This is a genomic window from Klebsiella sp. 2680, from assembly GCF_900198535.1.
GTDB classification, from domain to species: Bacteria; Pseudomonadota; Gammaproteobacteria; order Enterobacterales; family Enterobacteriaceae; genus Klebsiella; species Klebsiella indica.
In genome coordinates this window covers 1-23,698 of the sequence record NZ_FZNJ01000011.1, presented here as the reverse complement: position 1 = coordinate 23,698, position 23,698 = coordinate 1, and the positions used below count along the sequence as shown (strand labels likewise).

General features: G+C 55.1%; 21 protein-coding genes, 1 tRNA gene, 2 rRNA genes and 1 riboswitch. Of the genes, 12 read left to right on the top strand and 12 right to left on the bottom strand.

Going from position 1 to position 23,698, the window contains the following annotated elements:
* Window positions 1-456 precede the first annotated feature (456 nt).
* The gene (gene dcuB / locus FN037_RS24205; protein ID WP_138362633.1) at window positions 457-1,797 is read left to right on the top strand and encodes an anaerobic C4-dicarboxylate transporter DcuB; all 1,341 of its coding nucleotides are present in this window, start codon (window positions 457-459) and stop codon (window positions 1,795-1,797) included.
* A gap of 43 nt (window positions 1,798-1,840) precedes the next feature.
* Here the strand turns inward: dcuB and FN037_RS24200 are convergent, their stop codons facing one another.
* From FN037_RS24200 to FN037_RS24160, 9 genes are all read right to left on the bottom strand, one after another.
* Complete coding sequence (locus tag FN037_RS24200) at window positions 1,841-2,158, bottom strand: PTS lactose/cellobiose transporter subunit IIA (RefSeq protein ID WP_138362634.1); 318 nt, start codon at window positions 2,156-2,158, stop codon at window positions 1,841-1,843.
* Between the two features lie 3 nt (window positions 2,159-2,161).
* A complete protein-coding gene (locus tag FN037_RS24195; RefSeq protein ID WP_138362635.1) occupies window positions 2,162-2,467 on the bottom strand; it encodes a PTS sugar transporter subunit IIB in 306 nt (101 codons plus the stop codon).
* Window positions 2,468-2,954: 487 nt separating this feature from the next.
* Window positions 2,955-4,088: a 2-iminoacetate synthase ThiH gene (gene thiH / locus FN037_RS24190; RefSeq protein ID WP_142503342.1), complete on the bottom strand. Its 1,134-nt coding sequence runs from the start codon at window positions 4,086-4,088 to the stop codon at window positions 2,955-2,957.
* Window positions 4,085-4,855 (bottom strand): thiazole synthase, encoded by a 771-nt coding sequence (gene thiG, locus FN037_RS24185; protein ID WP_138362637.1) that lies wholly within the window; start codon window positions 4,853-4,855, stop codon window positions 4,085-4,087. Before thiG ends, thiH begins: the two co-directional genes overlap by 4 nt.
* A gap of 1 nt (window position 4,856) precedes the next feature.
* The gene (thiS, locus tag FN037_RS24180; RefSeq protein ID WP_142503341.1) at window positions 4,857-5,057 is read right to left on the bottom strand and encodes a sulfur carrier protein ThiS; all 201 of its coding nucleotides are present in this window, start codon (window positions 5,055-5,057) and stop codon (window positions 4,857-4,859) included.
* The gene (locus FN037_RS24175; RefSeq protein ID WP_138362639.1) at window positions 5,041-5,796 is read right to left on the bottom strand and encodes a HesA/MoeB/ThiF family protein; all 756 of its coding nucleotides are present in this window, start codon (window positions 5,794-5,796) and stop codon (window positions 5,041-5,043) included. The genes thiS and FN037_RS24175 overlap by 17 nt, the downstream gene beginning before the upstream one ends.
* The gene (gene thiE, locus FN037_RS24170) at window positions 5,789-6,424 is read right to left on the bottom strand and encodes a thiamine phosphate synthase (protein ID WP_142503340.1); all 636 of its coding nucleotides are present in this window, start codon (window positions 6,422-6,424) and stop codon (window positions 5,789-5,791) included. The genes FN037_RS24175 and thiE overlap by 8 nt, the downstream gene beginning before the upstream one ends.
* Window positions 6,424-8,319 carry a phosphomethylpyrimidine synthase ThiC gene (gene thiC, locus FN037_RS24165; RefSeq protein WP_142503339.1) on the bottom strand — a complete coding sequence of 632 codons (1,896 nt, stop codon included), beginning with the start codon at window positions 8,317-8,319 and terminating at the stop codon, window positions 6,424-6,426. Before thiC ends, thiE begins: the two co-directional genes overlap by 1 nt.
* Before the next feature lie 85 nt (window positions 8,320-8,404).
* Window positions 8,405-8,514, bottom strand: a riboswitch (TPP riboswitch).
* Between the two features lie 50 nt (window positions 8,515-8,564).
* Entirely contained in the window at window positions 8,565-9,068 is a 504-nt protein-coding gene (locus FN037_RS24160) for an Rsd/AlgQ family anti-sigma factor (RefSeq protein WP_012133800.1), read from the bottom strand.
* 96 nt (window positions 9,069-9,164) lie between these two features.
* Between FN037_RS24160 and nudC the strand changes: the two genes are divergently transcribed.
* From nudC to FN037_RS24130, 6 genes are all read left to right on the top strand, one after another.
* The gene (gene nudC, locus FN037_RS24155; protein WP_142503338.1) at window positions 9,165-9,938 is read left to right on the top strand and encodes an NAD(+) diphosphatase; all 774 of its coding nucleotides are present in this window, start codon (window positions 9,165-9,167) and stop codon (window positions 9,936-9,938) included.
* 39 nt (window positions 9,939-9,977) lie between these two features.
* Window positions 9,978-11,042, top strand: a complete 1,065-nt coding sequence (gene hemE / locus FN037_RS24150; RefSeq protein ID WP_012133798.1) for a uroporphyrinogen decarboxylase — start codon at window positions 9,978-9,980, stop codon at window positions 11,040-11,042.
* Between the two features lie 9 nt (window positions 11,043-11,051).
* Window positions 11,052-11,723: a deoxyribonuclease V gene (gene nfi, locus FN037_RS24145; protein WP_142503337.1), complete on the top strand. Its 672-nt coding sequence runs from the start codon at window positions 11,052-11,054 to the stop codon at window positions 11,721-11,723.
* Between the two features lie 42 nt (window positions 11,724-11,765).
* Complete coding sequence (locus FN037_RS24140; protein WP_142503336.1) at window positions 11,766-12,356, top strand: YjaG family protein; 591 nt, start codon at window positions 11,766-11,768, stop codon at window positions 12,354-12,356.
* A gap of 186 nt (window positions 12,357-12,542) precedes the next feature.
* Window positions 12,543-12,815 (top strand): nucleoid-associated protein HU-alpha, encoded by a 273-nt coding sequence (gene hupA, locus FN037_RS24135; RefSeq protein ID WP_004097675.1) that lies wholly within the window; start codon window positions 12,543-12,545, stop codon window positions 12,813-12,815.
* 12 nt (window positions 12,816-12,827) lie between these two features.
* Complete coding sequence (locus tag FN037_RS24130; protein WP_142503345.1) at window positions 12,828-13,520, top strand: DUF1481 domain-containing protein; 693 nt, start codon at window positions 12,828-12,830, stop codon at window positions 13,518-13,520.
* 3 nt (window positions 13,521-13,523) lie between these two features.
* On the opposite strand, the gene FN037_RS24125 is transcribed toward FN037_RS24130, so the two are convergent.
* On the bottom strand, window positions 13,524-14,000 hold the full coding sequence (locus tag FN037_RS24125) for a zinc resistance sensor/chaperone ZraP (protein WP_138362646.1): 477 nt from the start codon (window positions 13,998-14,000) through the stop codon (window positions 13,524-13,526).
* A 254-nt stretch (window positions 14,001-14,254) separates the two neighbouring features.
* Between FN037_RS24125 and zraS the strand changes: the two genes are divergently transcribed.
* Window positions 14,255-15,646 (top strand): two-component system sensor histidine kinase ZraS, encoded by a 1,392-nt coding sequence (zraS, locus tag FN037_RS24120; RefSeq protein ID WP_142503335.1) that lies wholly within the window; start codon window positions 14,255-14,257, stop codon window positions 15,644-15,646.
* Window positions 15,643-16,974 carry a sigma-54-dependent response regulator transcription factor ZraR gene (gene zraR / locus FN037_RS24115; RefSeq protein WP_138362648.1) on the top strand — a complete coding sequence of 444 codons (1,332 nt, stop codon included), beginning with the start codon at window positions 15,643-15,645 and terminating at the stop codon, window positions 16,972-16,974. Before zraS ends, zraR begins: the two co-directional genes overlap by 4 nt.
* Here zraR and purD read toward each other — a convergent pair.
* Together purD and purH are read right to left on the bottom strand one after the other, a co-directional pair.
* Window positions 16,971-18,260 carry a phosphoribosylamine--glycine ligase gene (gene purD / locus FN037_RS24110; protein ID WP_142503334.1) on the bottom strand — a complete coding sequence of 430 codons (1,290 nt, stop codon included), beginning with the start codon at window positions 18,258-18,260 and terminating at the stop codon, window positions 16,971-16,973. The two genes, zraR and purD, sit on opposite strands and share 4 nt — an antisense overlap.
* 15 nt (window positions 18,261-18,275) lie before the next feature.
* Window positions 18,276-19,865, bottom strand: a complete 1,590-nt coding sequence (purH, locus tag FN037_RS24105) for a bifunctional phosphoribosylaminoimidazolecarboxamide formyltransferase/IMP cyclohydrolase (RefSeq protein WP_142503333.1) — start codon at window positions 19,863-19,865, stop codon at window positions 18,276-18,278.
* 624 nt (window positions 19,866-20,489) lie between these two features.
* On the opposite strand from purH, the gene FN037_RS24095 reads away from it, so the two are divergent.
* The 3 genes from FN037_RS24095 to FN037_RS24085 all read left to right on the top strand — a co-directional run.
* Window positions 20,490-22,029: ribosomal RNA gene (locus tag FN037_RS24095) — 16S ribosomal RNA — on the top strand.
* 85 nt (window positions 22,030-22,114) lie between these two features.
* Window positions 22,115-22,190: transfer RNA gene (locus tag FN037_RS24090), tRNA-Glu, on the top strand.
* Window positions 22,191-22,416: 226 nt separating this feature from the next.
* Window positions 22,417-23,698 (top strand): 23S ribosomal RNA (locus FN037_RS24085); the annotation flags it as partial.

Here is a 23,698-nt window from a genome sequence, read left to right as displayed (position 1 = left end):
ACTGGCATATTGTCTATTTCTTTAGACCGTTGCTCATTAATAGATAAAAATTCTACATGTATCAAAAAACAAGTTTTGCAAACTCTATATAGTTAAAAAAATTAAATAATCACGTGATTACTTTTCCTCATCCTTTTCAGTTTACCGCAACTGAGGGGGATTGCTGTGCCTGTAGGCTGGAGGAGGTGAGCAAATAAAAACAAGGCGGAAAATGGAGTACTGTCGTTATTTAATGGATATACGCGTTATCGTTCGAACGGTGTCATTAGTGACTGCCCATTGAAATCCCAGTCACCTGGTTATCTTATGCTGGCGCGATTAAATGGGAGATTGCTTGCCTCTCACGGGAGGCGAGCTTCTGGTCGGTCAAATTCGTTGCGACGAATTTGTTACTTGCTTTGCGGTCACGATGCATCTTGAAAGGTCTTGTGTATAGCCATAGCCTCTGGGGGATGCATGGAATTTACTATACAACTCATTATTATCTTAATCTGTCTGTTCTATGGCGCGAGAAAAGGCGGCATTGCGCTCGGCCTGTTAGGCGGCATAGGGCTGGTTATTTTAGTCTTTGTCTTTCATCTAAAACCGGGTAAACCACCCATCGATGTCATGCTGGTGATTATCGCAGTGGTGGCCGCGTCGGCGACGCTACAGGCTTCCGGTGGTTTAGATGTTATGCTGCAGATTGCCGAAAAGCTTCTGCGACGCAACCCAAAATATGTCTCGATCGTGGCGCCATTCGTCACCTGTACGCTGACGATACTCTGTGGTACCGGGCATGTGGTTTATACTATCTTGCCGATTATTTACGACGTTGCGATTAAAAATAACATTCGCCCGGAGCGGCCGATGGCGGCAAGCTCGATTGGCGCCCAGATGGGCATTATTGCCAGTCCGGTTTCCGTTGCGGTCGTCTCGCTGGTGGCTATGCTTGGCAATTTTACTTTTAACGGCAGGCACCTTGAGTTTCTCGATCTGCTGTCGATAACCATTCCATCAACGCTGCTGGGCATCCTGGCGATTGGTATCTTTAGCTGGTTCCGCGGTAAGGACCTGGATAAAGACGAAGCTTTCCAGGCCTTTATTGCTGTGCCGGAAAATCACCATTACGTATATGGCGATACGGCTACGTTGCTGGATAAAAAGCTGCCGACCAGCAACTGGATTGCAATGTGGATTTTCCTTGCGTCTATCGCGGTTGTCGCCTTACTCGGCGCTTTTTCCGAACTGCGTCCGGCGTTCGATGGCAAACCGCTGTCGATGGTTCTGGTGATCCAGATGTTCATGTTGTTCTCCGGGGCGCTCATTATCATCATTACCAAAACCAATCCAGCGTCGATTTCGAAAAATGAGGTCTTCCGTTCGGGGATGATCGCCATTGTCGCGGTGTATGGCATTGCGTGGATGGCGGAAACCATGTTCGGCGCCCATATGAGCGAAATTAAAGGCGTGCTCGGAGAGATGGTTAAAGAGTATCCGTGGGCCTACGCTATCGTTCTGCTGCTGGTGTCCAAGTTTGTTAACTCCCAGGCGGCGGCGCTGGCGGCGATTGTTCCGGTCGCGTTGGCGATTGGCGTTGACCCGGCCTATATCGTTGCTTCCGCGCCCGCCTGCTATGGCTACTATATTTTGCCGACCTACCCAAGCGATCTGGCGGCAATTCAGTTCGACCGTTCAGGTACGACGCATATTGGCCGCTTTGTGATTAACCATAGCTTTATTTTGCCCGGGTTAATCGGCGTCAGCGTCTCTTGTGTCTTTGGTTGGGTGTTTGCAGCGATGTACGGCTTTCTTTAGGAGAATGCAGGCGCCGTTTGCGGCGCCTGTTAAAGAACAGGGATTATTGGGGGGGCGGCAGGCGGCGATAGAGCTCAATCATATCGGTCGCCAGATCCTGAATGACCATCGCATTCATCAGGTGGTCCTGAGAATGCACGGTAATCAGGTTGACCGGAAGCTTACCGCTGCCTTCGTCGAGGCCGATGAGCTGGGTCTGAATTTTATGCGCCTGTTTGACAAACTCACGGGACTCCGCCATGGCCTGCTCTGCTGCGGCAAAATCGCCTTTACGCGCCAGTTGCAGCGCGGTTAAAGCAGAACTGCGCGCTGCGCCTGCGTTGACCAGCAGCTCCATGATTATCGTCTCTAAATCTTCCATCGCTTATTCCATCAGCTTCAGGGCTTTATCAAGCACCGCATCACCTTTCATCATGCCGTAATCCATCATATCGATAACGGCGACTTTTTTTCCTAACGGGTCCGCCAGCGCCTGTAGTTTGGCTTGCTCGTACTTCACCTGAGGGCCGAGCAGGATAATATCGGCTGCCGCAAGATTATCTTTAAACTCGGCGACCGGTACGGCTTTGATGGAGACGTCAACACCTTTTTGTTGTGCAGCCGCCTGCATGCGTTGCACCAACATGCTGGTGGACATACCTGCGGCACAGCATAAAACGATATTCTTCATAATGGGTGGCCCTTATGTTCCTTGATGAATCATGTTTATCGCGGGCTCGCAGGACGGACAACCGCTTTACGGTGATTGTGTGTAAGTCATCACAAAATAATGAAACCGGTTTCTTTTTGCGACTAAAAACAACGGAACGCCTGGAGCAGTACGAAGGGGCTGCCATTCATCAGAACTCTTTTTGGTAAGACAGTTTGCATTGTGCTCTGCGTAAGGCTGGCTGAGTCTGTCGGCATCGCTTCTTTGCTAACATCAGAAGTATCCGAGCCCTTTCGCTGAATGGCTGTCACTATCTCTGCAGAGAACATCTGCGATATCACGGGGTTATTGCAAGGGGGCAGGGCGAAAATGAGGAAGAGAGGTATTTCGCCCTGGACAGCATCCGTTGCTGACGAGAACACCATAGAGAAACGGGCATCTGGTCACCACCGCCCGTTTCTCTTATTACGACCTGGCACGGAAAGATTTCAGTCAGTTACATCACGCTTCATGATGACTGGGAAGCGCGTCCCAGCCAGCTATCCCAGTCTTTCCATACCGGCTGCAGTCCGCTGGCAACCAGCGCCCTGGCGACCTCTTCAGGGCGGCGCTCATCGTGGGGGGCGAACTGCTCCAGTTCAGGATGGTTATCAGCATAACCGCCGGGCTGAGTTTTCGAAAAGGCGCTGACATTGTTAATCGCCAGCGGGATGACCCGATCGCGGAACCAGGAAGACTCACGGGTCGAGAGCGAAAGCTCAATTTCCGGGGCCAAAAGGCGAAAAGCGCAAATGGTTTGCACCAGTTGACGTTCATCCATCAGAGACGCGGGTTCGATACCGCCGGCGCAAGGGCGTAATCGCGGAAAAGAGATGGAGTAACGGCTGCGCCAGTAGTGCTGCTGCAGCCACAACAGGTGTTCCGCCACCATAAAGCAATCCACGCGCCAGCTGTCGGAAAGACCAATCAATGCGCCGATGCCAATTTTGTCAATTCCCGCTTGTCCGAGCCGGTCCGGCGTATCCAGCCGCCAGAAGAAATCCTGTTTTTTCCCTCGCAGATGATGTTTCGCATAGATACTTTCATGGTAAGTCTCCTGATAGACCATTACCCCATCCAGTCCAAGCGTTTTCAGCTCGGCGTACTCTTCCGTCGCCAGCGGCTGTACTTCCATATGCAAAGAGGCGAACTGGCGGCGAATGGCGGGCAAATGCTGTCGAAAGTAATCCATGCCGACTTTGCCCCGGTGTTCACCGGTGACCAACAGCAGATGCTCGAAGCCCATTTCGCGGATCGCCGCACACTCACGAGCAATTTCTGCATCGTCCAGGGTTTTGCGCTTGATATGGTTGCTCATTGAGAAGCCGCAGTAGGTGCAGTCATTGGCGCACAGATTGGAAAGATAGAGCGGGACATAGAAACTAACGGTATTGCCAAAACGTTGGCGCGTAAGGCGCTGGGCGCGCTGGGCCAGAGGCTCAAGATAGCCAGCGGCGGCAGGGGAGAGCAGGGCCATCATATTGTCGCGACTGAGTTGTTTCGCCGCCAGCGCGCGTTCAACGTCGCGCGGTGTTTTACTGTTGATACGCAGGCGAATGTCGTCCCAGTTCAGTTGCCGCCAGCGGTCAGTGAAAGTTTTCATGCCAGCGCCTCCAGAAAGCCGGTTAGCGGGCTGGTGGCCTGTGCCAGGGCACTGCGGGCACCCGGACCTGCTTGTCGCGCCAGCAATCCGGCATCGATCGCCAGGCGGAACGCGCGGGCCATCGCCACCGGATCGTCGGCGACGGCGATGGCGGTATTCACCAGCACCGCGTCGGCACCCATTTCCAGCGCCAGCGCCGCATGGCTGGGGACGCCGATACCGGCATCGACCACCACCGGAACCGTGGCCTGCTCAATAATAATCTCCAGCATGGCTTTGGTTTCCAGTCCCTGATTGGAGCCGATAGGGGCACCGAGCGGCATCACCGCTGCACAACCTGCCTCTTCCAGACGTTTACACAATACCGGGTCGGCACCGCAGTAGGGCAGCACGACAAAGCCTTCACGCACCAGAATTTCCGCCGCTTTCAGGGTTTCAATTGGGTCTGGCAGCAACCAACGGGCATCCGGGTGGATTTCCAGTTTCAGCCAGTTTGTTGCCAGCGCTTCCCGTGCCAGACGGGCGGCGAACACGGCTTCTTCCGCCGTTTTCGCCCCGGAGGTATTGGGCAACAGGCTGACGCCTGCCGCCAGCAGCGGCGCGAGGATAGCGTCATTATGCTGGCGCAGATCGACGCGTTTCATCGCCAGCGTGACCAGCTGGCTGCCGGAGGCGCGTATCGCCTCCACCATCACTTCCGGTGTGGCGAACTTACCGGTGCCGGTAAGAAGATGTGATGTAAAAGTTTTATCTGCAATACGTAACATGTCAGCCTCCAGCGATGACCTGAAAAAGCAGGATTTGGTCGCCTTCCTGCAGAAGATGATGTTCCCACCGATCGCGCGGCAGGATCTGTTGATTGAGCGCCAGCGCGACGCCTGGCTGTTGTTGTTCCAGTTGAGCAAGCAGGGCGGCGACGGAGGTCGCTTCGGCGCACTGCAACGGCTCATCGTTAAACCACACCCGCATGCTGACCTCCACATACCGGACATCCATGGGCACGCTGTAATGCGAGAGTGCGCCAGTTACCGGTGCGGGCATCGAACAGGCGCAGAATATTACGCGGCGCTGCCATACCGCTGAGCAGCTTAATGGTCTCCAGCGCCTGTAAGGTGCCCATCATGCCGACAACCGGGCCAATGATGCCCGCTGTCCGACAGTTGCGTTCGGGTTCGGCTGCATTAGGCCATAAGCAGCGATAACAACCCTGTTCCCATGGCGGCGTCAGCACCATCAACTGGCCTCCAAGCCCGACGGCGCTGGCGGTAATCAGCGGTGTTGCAAGGCTGACGCAGGCGGCATTGATGGCCTGTCGGGTGACCATGTTATCGGTGCAGTCCAGCACGACATCGGCTTTTGTTACTTCATCCCGCAGCGCCGGGCCGCTTAATCTCTGCTGTAATGCCACCAGCGCAATGTGCGGATTGAGCTGCGCCAGCCGCGCCCTGGCGGCAGAGGTTTTCGGTTGGGCGATATCATCGCTGGTGAACAGAATTTGCCGTTGTAAGTTACTGACGTGTACTTTGTCGTCATCGGCCAGTACCAGCGTGCCGACACCGGCCCCGGCCAGATAGAGAGCGGCAGGTGACCCCAGCCCGCCGAGGCCGACGATTAACACCCGGCTGGCGAGCAATTTTTGCTGCCCTTCAATGGCGATATCCTCCAGCAGCAACTGGCGGCTATAGCGCATAAAATCGCTGTCATTCATCTCCGGCTCCCGCTATCTCCAGCAATTGTGCCGTTGCCTGACACCAGTCAGCAGCCTGAGTAATGGCGCTGACGACCGCGATACTACCAACACCGGTTGCCAGTACCGCCGGAGCGCGTTCGAGGCCGATCCCGCCGATGGCAACGGTGGGGTAATCGCCAAGACGTTCAATATGGCGCGCCAGTTGTTCCAGTCCTTGTGGCGCGGACGGCATCTGTTTGGTTTGCGTCGGGAAAACATGACCGAGGGCGATATAGGAGGGGCGAGCCGCCAGCGCGATGTCAATTTCCATGTCATCGTGGGTGGAGACGCCAAGACGCAGCCCTGCCTTGCGGATTGCGCTGAGGTCAGCGGTTTCCAGATCCTCCTGGCCGAGATGCGCCCCATAAGCGTTGTGTTTGATCGCCAGTCGCCAGTAGTCATTGATGAACAGGCGGGCATTGTAGCGGCGGCCCAGCGCGATAGCGGCTGATACATCGTCCTCCACCTCTTCGTCGCGCCTATCCTTGATACGTAACTGGATAGTGCGAACGCCTGCGCTCAGCAAGCGCTCGATCCACTCTACGCTATCAACAACCGGGTAGAGCCCTAAACGAAAAGGGACGGATGGGAAATCGGGCTGATACATTATGCTTCCTCCTTCCTGAGATAGATTTCACCGCCTTTGGCGCGGAAGTTTTCTGACATATCCGCCATTCCGACCTCGATGGTCTGTGTCGCCGCGTAGTCGCGGACTTCCTGGCTGATCTTCATTGAACAGAATTTTGGCCCGCACATGGAGCAGAAGTGCGCCACTTTACCGGACTCCTGCGGCAGCGTTTCGTCGTGGTAAGCGCGGGCGGTGAACGGGTCAAGCGCCAGGTTAAACTGGTCTTCCCAGCGAAACTCAAAGCGGGCTTTCGACATGGCGTTATCGCGGATTTGCGCGCCAGGATGGCCTTTTGCCAGGTCGGCGGCATGCGCCGCGATTTTGTAGGTGATCAGCCCCTGTTTCACATCCTCTTTGTTCGGCAGGCCGAGGTGCTCTTTTGGCGTTACGTAGCAGAGCATGGCGCAGCCAAACCAGCCAATCATTGCCGCGCCAATACCGGAGGTGAAGTGGTCGTAGCCCGGCGCAATATCGGTGGTCAGTGGCCCTAAGGTGTAGAACGGCGCCTCAAAGCAGTGTTCCAGCTCTTCGGTCATGTTACGGCGGATCATCTGCATCGGTACGTGGCCTGGGCCTTCAATCATCACCTGCACGTCGTACTCCCAGGCAATTTTGGTCAGCTCGCCCAGCGTGTGCAGCTCGGCAAACTGCGCTTCGTCGTTCGCATCCTGAATCGATCCCGGACGCAGGCCGTCGCCCAGCGACAGCGAGACATCGTAAGCGGCGCAGATCTCGCAGATTTCGCGGAAGTGCTCGTAGAGGAAGTTTTCTTGATGGTGAGAGAGGCACCATTTCGCCATGATCGAACCGCCGCGCGAGACGATACCGGTCAGACGTTTTGCGGTCATTGGCACATAGCGCAGCAGTACGCCCGCGTGGATGGTGAAGTAATCGACACCCTGTTCCGCCTGCTCCAGCAGCGTGTCGCGGAAGGCTTCCCAGGTGAGATCTTCGGCGATCCCGTTCACTTTCTCCAGCGCCTGATAGATTGGCACGGTGCCGATCGGTACTGGGCTGTTACGCAGTATCCACTCGCGGGTTTCGTGAATATAGCGACCGGTTGAGAGGTCCATCACCGTATCTGCGCCCCAGCGTGTTGACCACACCAATTTTTCCACCTCTTCTTCAATGGAGGAAGTGACCGCTGAGTTGCCGATATTGGCATTGACCTTCACCAGGAAGTTGCGTCCGATGATCATCGGTTCGGATTCCGGGTGGTTGATGTTGGCCGGGATAATCGCGCGACCGGCGGCCACTTCGTCACGAACAAATTCCGGCGTGATGTTTTCCGGCAGGCGCGCGCCAAACCCAACGCCCGGATGCTGCTGGCGTAACACATCGCCGCGAATGCGCTCACGCCCCATGTTTTCACGGATAGCGATGAACTCCATTTCCGGGGTCACAATCCCCTGACGCGCATAATGCAGTTGCGTTACGCACTTGCCCGCTTTGGCGCGCTTCGGCGTGAGCAGCCCCGTAAAACGCAGCTCGTCCAGCCCATCATCGGCCAGACGTTCTTTGGTGTACGCCGAGCTACGGTCGGTCAATTCTTCGCTGTCTGCGCGAGCGTCAATCCAGGGCTGACGCAGTTTTGCCAGCCCCTGCTGAACGTTAATGGCGATATCAGGATCGCCATAGGGGCCAGAGGTGTCATAGACCGGGATGGCTTCGTTCTCTTCGTATTGCGGATTATCTTTGCTGCCGCCGATGAGCGTGGGGCTTAGCTGGATTTCACGCATCGGAATGCGGATGTCCGGTTGTGAGCCGGTAATATAAATACGTTTTGAGTTCGGAAAGGCGGTGCCTTCCAGGGTGTCGATAAAGTGTTGGGCCTGGGCGCGTTGTTCGCGGCGAGTCAATTTTGTTGCAGACATAGCTCATTCCAAAAAGTGAAGGACGTGGCTTGTCAGACGACGGATGGAGTAATGGATGCGCGTTGCCCGTACAGGCTGACGCATAAAGCAGTTTACTCTTGTTCCCTTCGCAGGTATTAGCCTGATCAGGTTCCGCGGATCCCGAATTAACGGTCTCAGCCTGTGTTTTCACACACGGCACTCCGACAAGATGTAACCCCGGCGACGGGGCAATGGATGTAAATTACTCGTTACTGATTCATAACTCAAGCAGGCCGTGCAATTCCGCTTTCATCCTGGGCATTAAGCGTTAGATTATTGTCGAAGGCCAGCAGGATGAGTTTATCTTCCAGCGTAAACCGCGCTTCCAGCGCTTCGCCGATGTCGGAGAGCACTTGCTGAAACTCCGCATAATTATCGTGATCGATCGCGTTCTCCAGGCTGGAGTCGTAATATTCCATGATCTGTTGAGTATTGGCTTCCAGCAATGAATGGAGGCGCGTTGCTGTCGAACGCGGGTTTCCCTCTTCCATTTCACGGATAATGTGTTCATAAATACTGAAGTGTCCGGCGGAAAGGTAGTCGACCAGGCCCTGACAAAAATCATCCAGCGCTTTTTCATTCAGCCGCATGTACGATTCTTTGCCAGGCTTAATGCCAACCAGATTGTAGTAAGCCACGAGCAGGTGCTTACGTACATGTAGCCAGCGATCAACCAGTTTATTACTTCCTTCGACGTGTTCCGTCAGGCTTTCCAGCTGGTTTAGCATGATTGACTCCGCAAGTTTAGATTTAAAACTGCTCACCTGAAAAATGTAAATATAATGTTAACAACATGCCAGTGAAGCAAAGGTAGTGCAAGAGCTATGGATCGTATTATTGAAAAATTAGATCACGGTTGGTGGATCGTCAGTCACGAGCAAAAATTATGGTTGCCTCGTGGAGAATTGCCATATGGCGAAGCGACAAATTTCGATCTTGTGGGGCAGCGCGCACTCCTGATTGGCGAGTGGGAAGGGGAGCCTGTCTGGCTGGTGTTACAGCATCGTCGGCATGATATGGGGTCGGTACGGCAGGTCATCGATCAGGACGTTGGCCTGTTTCAACTGGCGGGGCGGGGCGTGCAGCTGGCGGAATTTTATCGCTCGCACAAATTCTGCGGTTACTGCGGCCACCCCATGTCCCCAAGCAAGACCGAATGGGCGATGCTGTGCAGCCACTGCCGCGAGCGTTACTATCCGCAGATTGCTCCCTGCATTATTGTCGCCATCCGGCGCGCCGATTCCATTTTACTGGCCCAACATACGCGCCATCGTAACGGTGTTCATACGGTGCTGGCCGGGTTTGTGGAAGTGGGGGAGACCTTAGAGCAGGCGGTCGCGCGCGAAGTGATGGAAGAGAGCGGCATCAAAGTGAAAAATCTGCGTTACGTGACCTCACAGCCCTGGCCGTTCCCGCAATCGCTGATGACGGCGTTTATGGCGGAGTATGACAGCGGCGAGATTGTCATCGACCCGAAAGAGCTGCTGGAGGCGGGCTGGTATCGCTATGACGATCTTCCGTTATTGCCGCCGCCGGGCACGGTGGCGCGTCGTTTGATCGAAGATACTGTGGCAATGTGTCGGGCTGAGTATGAGTGATGGTACACTGGCACTCTGACGCAATGAAGGAACTGCAAAATGACCGAACTGAAGAACGATCGTTATCTGCGTGCGCTGCTGCGCCAGCCCGTTGATGTTACCCCGGTATGGATGATGCGCCAGGCAGGCCGCTATCTGCCAGAGTACAAAGCCACCCGCGCACAAGCAGGCGATTTTATGTCGCTGTGCAAAAACGCTGAGCTGGCGTGCGAAGTCACGCTGCAACCGCTGCGGCGCTACCCGCTTGATGCGGCGATCCTCTTCTCGGACATTCTGACCATCCCGGATGCGATGGGGCTGGGACTCTATTTTGAGGCCGGGGAAGGCCCGCGCTTTACTTCGCCAGTCGCCTGTAAAGCGGATGTCGATAAGCTACCGATTCCTGACCCGGAAGACGAACTGGGCTACGTGATGAACGCGGTGCGTACGATTCGCCGCGAGTTGAAAGGTGACGTTCCGCTGATCGGTTTTTCCGGCAGCCCGTGGACGCTGGCGACTTACATGGTGGAAGGCGGCAGCAGCAAAGCCTTTACCGTCATCAAAAAAATGATGTATGCCGATCCGCAGGCGCTGCATGCGCTGCTCGATAAGCTGGCGAAAAGCGTCACTCTGTATCTCAACGCGCAGATTAAAGCGGGCGCGCAGTCGGTCATGATTTTCGACACCTGGGGCGGCGTGCTGACGGGGCGCGATTACCAGCAGTTCTCGCTGTATTACATGCATAAAATCGTTGATGGTCTGCTGCGGGAAAACGACGGCCGCCGTGTACCGGTCACGTTATTCACCAAAGGTGGCGGCCAGTGGCTGGAGGCGATGGCGGAAACCGGGTGTGATGCGTTAGGTCTCGACTGGACAACCGATATTGCCGACGCGCGCCGTCGCGTGGGCCATAAAGTGGCGCTACAGGGCAATATGGACCCGTCCATGCTCTATGCGCCACCGGCGCGCATTGAAGAGGAAGTGGCGACGATTCTCGCCGGATTCGGCCAGGGTGAAGGTCACGTCTTTAATCTTGGACACGGCATCCACCAGGATGTGCCGCCGGAGCACGCGGGCGCATTTGTTGATGCGGTACACCGCTTGTCCGAACAGTACCACCGCTAAGGAGTCATTATGGATCTCGCGTCGCTACGCGCTCAACAAATTGAACTCGCCTCGTCGGTGATCCGCGAGGATCGCCTTGATAACGATCCGCCGGATCTGATCGCCGGGGCGGATGTTGGGTTCGAGCAGGGCGGGGAAGTGACGCGAGCGGCGATGGTGCTGTTGACGTATCCAGCGCTTGAGCTGGTGGAATACAAAGTGGCGCGTATCGCCACTACCATGCCGTATATCCCCGGCTTCCTCTCCTTTCGCGAGTATCCTGCGCTGTTGGCGGCGTGGCAACAGCTGTCACAAAAACCGGATTTAGTCTTTGTCGATGGGCACGGTATCTCTCACCCGCGTCGTCTGGGGGTGGCAAGCCACTTTGGATTGATGATGGATGTACCCACCATCGGCGTAGCGAAAAAACGGCTGTGCGGCAAGTTTGAGCCGCTTTCCGCCGAACTTGGCGCGCTGGCCCCGCTGATGGACAAAGGCGAGCAGTTAGCCTGGGTCTGGCGCAGCAAAGCGCGCTGTAACCCGCTGTTTATCGCCACCGGGCATCGCGTGAGTACCGACAGCGCGTTGGCGTGGGTGCAGCGCTGTATGCAAGGCTACCGTCTGCCGGAACCGACGCGCTGGGCGGATGCGGTGGCATCAGAGCGTCCGGCGTTTATGCGCTGGCAAGCAAATCACGACTAATTCAGGTACACTGCGGCTCATTTCTGACTTCGAGAATTCATCATGTTACAAAACCCGATTCACTTGCGTCTGGAGAAGCTGGAAAGCTGGCAGCACGTCACCTTTATGGCCTGCCTGTGCGAGCGGATGTACCCCAACTACGCCATGTTCTGCCAGCAAACAGCGTTCGCTGATGGTCAATTGTATCGCCGAATCCTCGATCTGATCTGGGAAATGCTGACGGTGAAAGATGCAAAGGTCAATTTTGACAGCCAGCTGGAAAAGCTGGAAGAGGCAATTCCGGCTGCTGACGATTTTGACCTGTACGGCGTTTACCCGGCGATTGATGCCTGCGTTGCATTGAGCGAGCTGCTTCATTCGCGGCTGAGTGGGGAAACCCTCGAACATGCCGTTGAGGTCAGTAAGACATCGATTACCACGGTTGCAATGCTGGAAATGACCCAGGCGGGTCGTGAAATGAGCGATGAAGAGCTCAAAGAAAATCCGGCGGTGGAACAAGAATGGGACATTCAATGGGAGATTTTCCGGCTTTTGGCCGACTGTGAAGAACGCGATGTTGAACTCATCAAAGGGCTTCGTGCAGACCTCCGCGAGGCCGGTGAAAGCAATATTGGTATAAATTTTCAGCAATGAGACCAGAAAACGTGATTTAACGCCTGAATTGTAGCGTCTGAAGGCTTCCATTCCGCCCCCCGTCTGGTCTACATTTGGGGGGCGAAAAAACGTGGCTATCGGTGCGTGTATGCAGGAGAGTGCTTTTCAGGCATTTCCGTCGCACTCGATGCTTAGCAAGCGATAAACACATTGTAAGGATAACTTATGAACAAGACTCAACTGATTGATGTAATTGCGGACAAAGCTGACCTGTCCAAAGCACAGGCAAAAGCTGCCCTGGAATCTACCCTGGCTGCAATTACTGAGTCTCTGAAAGAAGGTGATGCTGTTCAACTGGTTGGTTTCGGTACCTTCAAAGTGAACCACCGCGCTGAGCGCACTGGCCGCAACCCGCAGACCGGTAATGAAATCAAAATCGCCGCAGCTAACGTACCGGCGTTTGTTTCAGGCAAAGCACTGAAAGACGCAGTTAAGTAAGACCGCGTGGCAGTGTACAGTTTTATCGAAGGGGCTTGTCAGCCCCTTTTGTCTGCCTGGCGTCGTGTGTCGGCGCTGGTGGGGATATTGCTGCTCACTGCCTGCAGCCACGACACTTCTCTCCCGCCGTTTACTGCAAGCGGCTATGCGGATGATCAGGGGGCGATGCGTATCTGGCGCAAAGATTCTGATGGCGAGGTTCATCTTCTTGCCGCTTTCAGTCCGTGGCGTCATGGCAATACCTCAACCAGCGAGTACCGTTGGCAGGATGGTCGGCTCGCGCTGATTGAACTCAACGTCTATGGTAAACCTCCGGAACATATTCGTGTCCGTTTTGATGCGCAGGGTGAACTCAGCTTTATGCAACGTGAAGTCGACGGGCAAAAGCAGCAGCTTTCCAGCGAACAGATCGCGCTATACCGCTATCGTGCGGAACAAATACGCCAGACCAGCGATGCGCTGCGTCAGGGACGCGTGATATTGCGCCAGGGGCGCTGGCATGCCAACCATACGGTAACGACCTGTGAAGGTCAGACCGTGAAGCCTGACCTTGATAGGTGGGCGTTAGCCCATATTGAACGCCGCCAGAATCACTCATCCGTGCCGGTCAACGTGGCATGGCTGGAAGCACCGGAAGGATCTCAGCTGTTGCTGGTGGCAAACGAAGACTTCTGCACCTGGCAGCCGACGGAGAAACACTTCTGAATTTTACCAGTTGTACATTCCTCTGTGACCGTGAAAACCGCCGTAGCAGCCACCACTACTCGCCATACCTTCCCCACGAGAAATACCTGCCTGCGCCAGGGCGACATCAAATTTAGCCCGTTGCTGGGCGAGCTGCTGACCAAGCGTCTCCATCTCCTGGGAGACGGATTCAATTTTTGCGCTGTCCGGTTTATCCGAGGTTAATAACGCGTTGTATTCGTAACGTTTTGAGAGGAGCTGCTGCCGTAGCGCGCCGGTTTGCGTATAAAAATCGTTATAAAGTTTCTGCACAGTAGCCTGCTGTTCGTTAGTTAACTGACTGTAGTCCTGTGGGCCCATACCGTATCCCTGTGGGCCCATACCGTAGGCCTGCGGACCCATACCGTAACCGTCATTCCAGTGTGCCCAGGCGGTACCGCTGCCAAAAGTCAGGGCAGCGAGAGCGATGAGCGTCAGAGTCAGTTTTTGGTTCCGTTTCATGGTTTATTCCCCTCTTGTTTTATGGTTAATTCCGTATTTGCATCTTCCGTGCCGAACCGAGAAATCCACGGGATATAAGACCTTTCCGAGCATCCGCAGATGATTAACGAGTAAAAATGACCCGCAACGCCTTTTGCCATGCGTCATTTTTACTCGGCTGTCTTGCCGGTTTATGCCTGAAAGCAGGTTTGCCCCGCCGGGAAGATGGCATGATTTCTGCTGGGATAATCGGTATCTGAGGAGAAGGAGTGGCAATGATCGTGATGCGGTTATCAAAGGATTCCGTCGCCGTTGGGCTAAGCTGGTTATTGACGGGCCTTATTTTTTTGCTGGTGAGCCTGTTTTCCGTGCTAATCGTGCGTGATTATGGACGTGAGAATGAAACCGCGTTGCAGACCATTCAGGAAAAGGGCAGCGTACTGATTCACGCTCTGGAGTCCGGCACCCGTGTTGGCATGGGAATGCGTATGCATGATACCCAGCTCCAGACGCTACTGGAGGAGATGGCCTGGCAGCCCGGCGTTCTCTGGTTCGCGTTGACGGATGAGAACGGCAAAATTATCGCCCATAGCGATCCGCTAAGGGTAGGTGAATCGCTGTATTCCGCGAGCGTGATGCGTGAGTTGCATATTAGTAATGAGCCGCGCTGGCGGAGGCTTCAACAGCCGGAACCCGCGGTGGAAATTTATCGTCAGTTTCGCCCGCTTAACGATGATGGCGGGCATCATATGCGCATGATGATGCAACGCGAATCTGCCGATCAGGCGATTAAAACGCCTCAGGTTATTTTTATTGCCTTTGATGCGCGTGAACTGGATACCGCTGAGGCTCGCGGCCTGCGTAATATGATCATAATGCTCTGCGCGGCAGGCGTGGTGATGGCGGCAACGGTACTGGCGCAGTTCTGGTTTCGTCGCTATCAGCGTTCGCGTAAGCAACTGCAGGACGCGACGGCACGTAAGGAGAAACTGGTGGCGATCGGGCATCTGGCGGCGGGCGTCGCACATGAAATTCGCAATCCACTGTCATCCATCAAAGGGCTGGCAAAGTATTTTGCTGAACGTACTACGCCTGACGGCGAAGCGTACCAGTTAGCTCAGGTGATGGCGAAAGAGGCCGATCGCCTGAACCGGGTCGTCAGCGAGCTGCTGGAGCTGGTGCGTCCCGCCCATTTAAAATGGCAGTCGGTAGATCTTAATGAGGTGATCGCCCATTCGTTACAACTGGTTAGCCAGGATGCCGCCAGCCGGGCGATAAAGCTCCAGTTCGCGGCGCAGCCTGCCCTATGCCGTATCCAGGCCGATCCGGATCGTTTGAATCAGGTTCTGCTGAACCTGTATCTCAATGCGCTTCAGGCCATGGGGCGCGATGGCGTAATGACGGTGACGGCGAGTGAATGCGGCGACGGACGAGTGAAAATCAGCGTCGCGGATAGCGGCAAGGGGATGACGGCGGAGCAGCTACAGGCCATCTTTACCCCGTATTTCACCACTAAAGCTGATGGCACCGGGCTTGGCCTGGCGGTAGTGCAAAACATTGTTGAGCAGCACGGCGGAACGATTCACGTCGAGAGTAGCCCTGGTAAGGGCGCGGTATTTATTCTCTATCTGCCGGTTAACGGGCAACAGAAGGATGAGCAAGGATGAGTGGCAAGCAGGTCGATATTCTGGTGGTGGATGATGATATCAGCCATTGCACTATCTTACAGGCGCTGTTACGGGGCTGGGGATACCGGGTTGTGCTGGCCCATAATGGCGTACAGGCGCTGGAGCAGGTACGCCAGCGGGTATTTGATTTGGTGCTTTGCGATATCCGTATGGCGGAGATGGACGGCATCGAAACCCTGAGAGAGATCAAAGCCTGGAATCCGTCGATTCCGGTGTTGATCATGACCGCGTATTCCAGCGTTGGTACCGCAGTGGGGGCGCTGAAATCCGGCGCACTGGACTATCTCATCAAGCCGCTGGATTTTGACAGTCTGCAACAAACGCTGGTGCAGGCGCTGGCGCACACGCGCCAGCCAGAAAACGCGTCTTCTCCCGCTCCGGCGACGCAGTTTGGCATGGTGGGCGACAGTCCGGCGATGCGGACGGTGTTGAATAATATCGTGCTGGTTGCGCCGTCGGATGCCACCGTGCTGATTCAGGGGGAATCGGGCACCGGGAAAGAACTGGTGGCGCGGGCGTTGCATGCCGCCAGCGGGCGCAGCCACAAACCGCTGGTGACGCTCAACTGCGCGGCACTTAACGAGTCTGTGCTGGAGTCAGAGCTGTTTGGCCACGAAAAGGGCGCCTTTACCGGCGCCGATAAACGGCGCGAAGGGCGCTTTGTGGAGGCTGACGGCGGTACGCTGTTTCTTGATGAGATTGGCGATATCTCGCCGCTGATGCAGGTGCGCCTGCTTCGGGCGATTCAGGAGCGCGAAGTGCAGCGTGTTGGCAGTAACCAGACACTTTCTGTCGATGTGCGGCTGATTGCCGCTACCCATCGCGATTTGGCTCAGGAGGTGAACGCGGGGCGTTTTCGCCAGGATCTCTACTACCGTCTGAATGTCGTGACCATCGATGTGCCGCCTCTGCGCCAGCGGCGTGAAGATATTCCGCAACTGGCGCACTATTTCAGGCAACGTTACGCTGAACGAAACCGCAAGACGGTGCAGGGGTTTACGCCGCAGGCGATGGATCTGCTCATTCACCACGACTGGCCGGGAAATATTCGCGAGCTGGAAAACGCAGTGGAGCGGGCGGTGGTTCTGCTTACCGGGGAGTATATTTCTGAACGCGAGCTACCGTTGGCGATTACTGGTGCGTCGATCCCAGCATCGTCGCTATCTGAGGAAGTTATTCAGCCGCTGGTGGACGTGGAGAAAGAGGTGATTCTGGCTGCACTGGAAAAAACGGGCGGCAACAAAACTGAAGCCGCCCGCCAGTTGGGCATTACGCGCAAAACGCTGCTGGCAAAACTCAGCCGCTAGTTCTGCTCACGCTCAATGGCGCGCCAGCCGATGTCTTTGCGGCTAAAGCAGTTATCCCAGTGGATATCTGCCATCAGCGCGTAGGCACGCTGCTGTGCTTCGGCAACGGTATGGCCTAGCGCAGTGGCGCACAGTACGCGACCGCCGCTTGTAACGACCCGGTCATCTTCCGCCAGTTTGGTTCCGGCGTGGAATACCTTACCGTCCGCCACCTCTGCCAGCGGCAGACCGTGGATCACATCGCCTGTGCGGTAGTCACCCGGATAACCGCCAGCCGCCATCACCACGCCGAGCGATGCGCGCTCGTCCCACTCGGACGTTTTCTCGTCCAGCTTACCGTCGCAGGCGGCCAGACAAAGTTCAACCAGATCGGATTTCATACGCAGCATGATTGGCTGGGTTTCCGGATCGCCAAAGCGGCAGTTGAATTCGATAACTTTCGGGTTGCCCTGTTTATCGATCATCAGCCCGGCGTACAGGAAGCCGGTATAGGTATTGCCTTCCGCCGCCATGCCTTTGACGGTTGGCCAAATGATACGCTCCATCGTGCGCTGATGAACCTCGTCGGTCACCACCGGCGCCGGAGAGTAGGCGCCCATACCGCCGGTATTCAGCCCGGTATCGCCATCGCCGACGCGTTTGTGATCCTGGCTGGTGGCCATTGGCAACACATGTTCGCCATCGACCATCACGATGAAGCTCGCTTCTTCACCGTCGAGGAACTCTTCGATCACGATACGGTGTCCCGCGTCGCCAAACGCGTTACCCGCCAGCATGTCATGAACGGCGGCTTCGGCCTCGTTCAGCGTCATGGCGACAATCACGCCTTTTCCGGCGGCCAGTCCGTCGGCTTTAATGACGATCGGCGCGCCTTTCTCGCGCAGGTAGGCCAGTGCGGGCTCAATTTCCGTAAAGTTCTGATACTCCGCCGTCGGAATTTTATGACGGGCGAGAAAATCCTTGGTGAAGGCTTTGGAGCCTTCCAGCTGTGCCGCGCCTTCGGTTGGGCCGAAGATTTTCAGCCCTGCGGCACGGAACGCATCCACTACGCCAATCACCAGCGGCGCTTCCGGGCCGACGATGGTCAGGTCAATTTTTTCGCTCTGAGCAAAGTTCAGCAGCGCGGGAATATCCGTGACGCCAATAGCCACGTTCTTCAGCGTCGGTTCCAGCGCGGTCCCCGCGTTACCTGGGGCGACAAAAACGGTATCAACCAGCGGCGACTGCGCCGCTTTCCACGCCAGGGCGTGTTCGCGCCCGCCGTTGCCGATTACTAATACTTTCATTGTCTGCTCCGTGAATTAATGGCGGAAGTGACGCATGTTGGTGAAGATCATCGCGATGCCGTGTTCGTCAGCGGCGGCAATGACTTCATCATCACGGATGGAGCCACCGGGCTGGATCACGCAGCTCACGCCAACAGCGGCCGCAGCATCAATACCGTCGCGGAACGGGAAGAACGCGTCAGAGGCCATTGCGGAACCTTTTACTTCCAGTCCTTCATCGCCCGCTTTAATACCGGCGATCTTCGCGGAATAAACGCGGCTCATCTGGCCCGCGCCAATACCGATAGTCATATTCTCTTTCGCGTACACAATCGCGTTGGATTTCACAAACTTCGCTACTTTCCAGCAGAACAGCGCGTCACGCAGCTCTTGTTCGGTCGGCTGACGTTTGGACACTACGCGCAGTTCGCCTTCGGTCACCATACCCAGGTCACGATCCTGAACCAGCAGACCGCCGTTGACACGTTTGAAGTCCAGGCCCGGCACACGCTGTGCCCACTGGCCGCAGGTCAGGACGCGCACGTTCTGTTTGGCGGCGGTAATCTTCAGGGCGTCTTCAGATGCGGAAGGCGCAATGATCACTTCGACAAACTGACGGGAGATGATGGCCTGTGCCGTTTCGGCATCCAGTTCGCGGTTAAACGCGATGATGCCGCCGAATGCGGAGGTCGGGTCAGTCTTGTATGCGCGATCGTAGGCGTCGAGAATAGAAGTGCTTACCGCCACGCCACACGGGTTAGCGTGCTTCACGATGACGCAGGCGGGCTCGCTGAACTCTTTCACACACTCCAGCGCCGCGTCGGTATCGGCGATGTTGTTGTAGGAGAGCGCTTTGCCCTGTACCTGCTGCGCGGTCGCAACAGATGCTTCTTGCACATTCTCTTCTATATAGAAGGCTGCCTGCTGGTGGCTGTTTTCGCCGTAGCGCATATCCTGCTTCTTAATGAAGTTCAGATTCAGGGTACGCGGGAAGCGGCCAGCGGCCTCTTTGCTTTCACCGTGATATGCCGGAACCATGCTGCCGAAGTAGTTGGCAATCATGCTGTCGTAGGCGGCAGTGTGTTCGAAGGCTTTAATGGCGAGATCGAAACGGGTATCAAGGGTCAGTGAACCGTCGTTGCTATCCATCTCTTTAATAATGGCGTCGTAGTCGCTGCTCTTTACAACGATAGCGACATCTTTATGGTTCTTGGCAGCGGAGCGCACCATGGTCGGGCCACCGATATCAATGTTCTCTACGGCATCTTCCAGCGAGCAACCTTCACGAGCGACGGTCTGGGCGAACGGATAAAGGTTAACAACAACCATATCGATTGGCGCGATACCGTGTTGTTGCATAATGCCATCATCCTGACCACGGCGACCGAGAATCCCGCCGTGTACTTTCGGATGCAGGGTCTTCACGCGTCCATCCATCATTTCCGGGAAACCGGTGTAATCGGAAACTTCGGTCACCGGCAGACCTTTATCTGCTAACAGACGGGCAGTGCCCCCTGTAGACAGCAGCTCCACACCGCGTGCGGAAAGTGCCTGGGCGAATTCGACGATACCGGCCTTGTCAGAAACACTGAGCAGAGCGCGGCGGACTGGACGACGTTGTTGCATGGTAAATCCCCTGGATTTGACTATTACAGAGAGAGCGTTAGCTGAATTCTTCATGAAAAACTCAGCTAACGCCCCTTACGGGGCATCCTTGTTTTGCGGTGGCATTGTAACGAAAACGTTTGCGCAACGCTCGCGAATTTTTCTTTTTCCATTCGATACCCTTTTATTCCTGTATTGAGCGCGTCTTTATTAAGGAGAGATTCAGGAAATGATCGCCAGGATTGTGGATAACTCTGTGTGTAAAAGGGTATAAGGCGGGGTTTTGCTGGGGAATGCAGCAGTCAGTCATTTTTCTGTCATTTTTCTATTGCGGCCTGCGGAGAACTCCCTATAATGCGCCTCCATCGACACGGCGGATGTGAATCACTTCACACAAACAGCCGGTTGATTAAAGAGAAAAATCCTGAAATTCAGGGTTGACTCTGAAAGAGGAAAGCGTAATATACGCCACCTCGCGACAGAGCGCTAAAGCGCGTCGCAACTGCTCTTTAACAATTTATCAGACAATCTGTGTGGGCACTCAAAGTGACATGGATTCTTAATGTCTTCGGACAATAAATGAATATCAAGTCTCTGAGTGAACACGTAATTCATTACGAAGTTTAATTCACGAGCATCAAACTTAAATTGAAGAGTTTGATCATGGCTCAGATTGAACGCTGGCGGCAGGCCTAACACATGCAAGTCGAACGGTAGCACAGAGAGCTTGCTCTCGGGTGACGAGTGGCGGACGGGTGAGTAATGTCTGGGAAACTGCCCGATGGAGGGGGATAACTACTGGAAACGGTAGCTAATACCGCATAACGTCGCAAGACCAAAGAGGGGGACCTTAGGGCCTCTTGCCATCGGATGTGCCCAGATGGGATTAGCTTGTTGGTGAGGTAACGGCTCACCAAGGCGACGATCCCTAGCTGGTCTGAGAGGATGACCAGCCACACTGGAACTGAGACACGGTCCAGACTCCTACGGGAGGCAGCAGTGGGGAATATTGCACAATGGGCGCAAGCCTGATGCAGCCATGCCGCGTGTATGAAGAAGGCCTTCGGGTTGTAAAGTACTTTCAGCGGGGAGGAAGGCGGTGAGGTTAATAACCTTACTGATTGACGTTACCCGCAGAAGAAGCACCGGCTAACTCCGTGCCAGCAGCCGCGGTAATACGGAGGGTGCAAGCGTTAATCGGAATTACTGGGCGTAAAGCGCACGCAGGCGGTCTGTCAAGTCGGATGTGAAATCCCCGGGCTCAACCCGGGAACTGCATTCGAAACTGGCAGGCTTGAGTCTCGTAGAGGGGGGTAGAATTCCAGGTGTAGCGGTGAAATGCGTAGAGATCTGGAGGAATACCGGTGGCGAAGGCGGCCCCCTGGACGAAGACTGACGCTCAGGTGCGAAAGCGTGGGGAGCAAACAGGATTAGATACCCTGGTAGTCCACGCTGTAAACGATGTCGACTTGGAGGTTGTGCCCTTGAGGCGTGGCTTCCGGAGCTAACGCGTTAAGTCGACCGCCTGGGGAGTACGGCCGCAAGGTTAAAACTCAAATGAATTGACGGGGGCCCGCACAAGCGGTGGAGCATGTGGTTTAATTCGATGCAACGCGAAGAACCTTACCTGGTCTTGACATCCACAGAAGTTTTCAGAGATGAGAACGTGCCTTCGGGAACTGTGAGACAGGTGCTGCATGGCTGTCGTCAGCTCGTGTTGTGAAATGTTGGGTTAAGTCCCGCAACGAGCGCAACCCTTATCCTTTGTTGCCAGCGGTTAGGCCGGGAACTCAAAGGAGACTGCCAGTGATAAACTGGAGGAAGGTGGGGATGACGTCAAGTCATCATGGCCCTTACGACCAGGGCTACACACGTGCTACAATGGCATATACAAAGAGAAGCGACCTCGCGAGAGCAAGCGGACCTCATAAAGTATGTCGTAGTCCGGACTGGAGTCTGCAACTCGACTCCACGAAGTCGGAATCGCTAGTAATCGTGGATCAGAATGCCACGGTGAATACGTTCCCGGGCCTTGTACACACCGCCCGTCACACCATGGGAGTGGGTTGCAAAAGAAGTAGGTAGCTTAACCTTAGGGAGGGCGCTTACCACTTTGTGATTCATGACTGGGGTGAAGTCGTAACAAGGTAACCGTAGGGGAACCTGCGGTTGGATCACCTCCTTACCTTAAAGAACCTGCCTTTGCAGTGCTCACACAGATTGTCTGATGAAAAGAAAGAAGCAAGGCGTCTTGCGATTGAGACTTACACGTCCCCTTCGTCTAGAGGCCCAGGACACCGCCCTTTCACGGCGGTAACAGGGGTTCGAATCCCCTAGGGGACGCCAGCGTTCAACTGATGAGGTCAGACCTCCCAGGGGACGCCACTTGCTGGTTCGTGAGTGAAAGTCACCTGCCGTAATATCTCAAAACTCATCTTCGGGTGATGTTTGAGATATTTGCTCTTTAAAAATCTGGATCAAGCTGAAAATTGAAACGACACACGTAAAGTGTGTATGAGTCTCTCAAATTTTCGCAACACGAAGTGTTTCACGAAACATCTTCGGGTTGTGAGGTTAAGCGACCAAGCGTACACGGTGGATGCCCTGGCAGTCAGAGGCGATGAAGGACGTGCTAATCTGCGAAAAGCGCCGGCGAGGTGATATGAACCCTTGACCCGGCGATGTCCGAATGGGGAAACCCAGTGTGACTCGTCACACTATCGTTAGCTGAATACATAGGCTAACGAGGCGAACCGGGGGAACTGAAACATCTAAGTACCCCGAGGAAAAGAAATCAACCGAGATTCCCCCAGTAGCGGCGAGCGAACGGGGAGGAGCCCAGAGCCTGAATCAGCTTGTGTGTTAGTGGAAGCGTCTGGAAAGTCGCACGGTACAGGGTGAAAGTCCCGTACACAAAAATGCAGGTGCTGTGAACTCGAAGAGTAGGGCGGGACACGTGTTATCCTGTCTGAATATGGGGGGACCATCCTCCAAGGCTAAATACTCCTGACTGACCGATAGTGAACCAGTACCGTGAGGGAAAGGCGAAAAGAACCCCGGCGAGGGGAGTGAAAAAGAACCTGAAACCGTGTACGTACAAGCAGTGGGAGCCCCACCACCAAAGCGTTTCGCTTTGTGTGGTGTACAAAGAAGCGTAACGACAGCACTGAATGACGGTTAACGGCGCGTAAGCGACGTTCAACACAAAAATCAGGCAGTGGAGCGCTTTGGGGTGGGGTGACTGCGTACCTTTTGTATAATGGGTCAGCGACTTATATTCTGTAGCAAGGTTAACCGCATAGGGGAGCCGCAGGGAAACCGAGTCTTAACTGGGCGTTAAGTTGCAGGGTATAGACCCGAAACCCGGTGATCTAGCCATGGGCAGGTTGAAGGTTGGGTAACACTAACTGGAGGACCGAACCGACTAATGTTGAAAAATTAGCGGATGACCTGTGGCTGGGGGTGAAAGGCCAATCAAACCGGGAGATAGCTGGTTCTCCCCGAAAGCTATTTAGGTAGCGCCTCGTGAATTCATCTCCGGGGGTAGAGCACTGTTTCGGCTAGGGGGCCATCCCGGCTTACCAACCCGATGCAAACTGCGAATACCGGAGAATGTTATCACGGGAGACACACGGCGGGTGCTAACGTCCGTCGTGAAGAGGGAAACAACCCAGACCGCCAGCTAAGGTCCCAAAGTCATGGTTAAGTGGGAAACGATGTGGGAAGGCCCAGACAGCCAGGATGTTGGCTTAGAAGCAGCCATCATTTAAAGAAAGCGTAATAGCTCACTGGTCGAGTCGGCCTGCGCGGAAGATGTAACGGGGCTAAACCATGCACCGAAGCTGCGGCAGCGA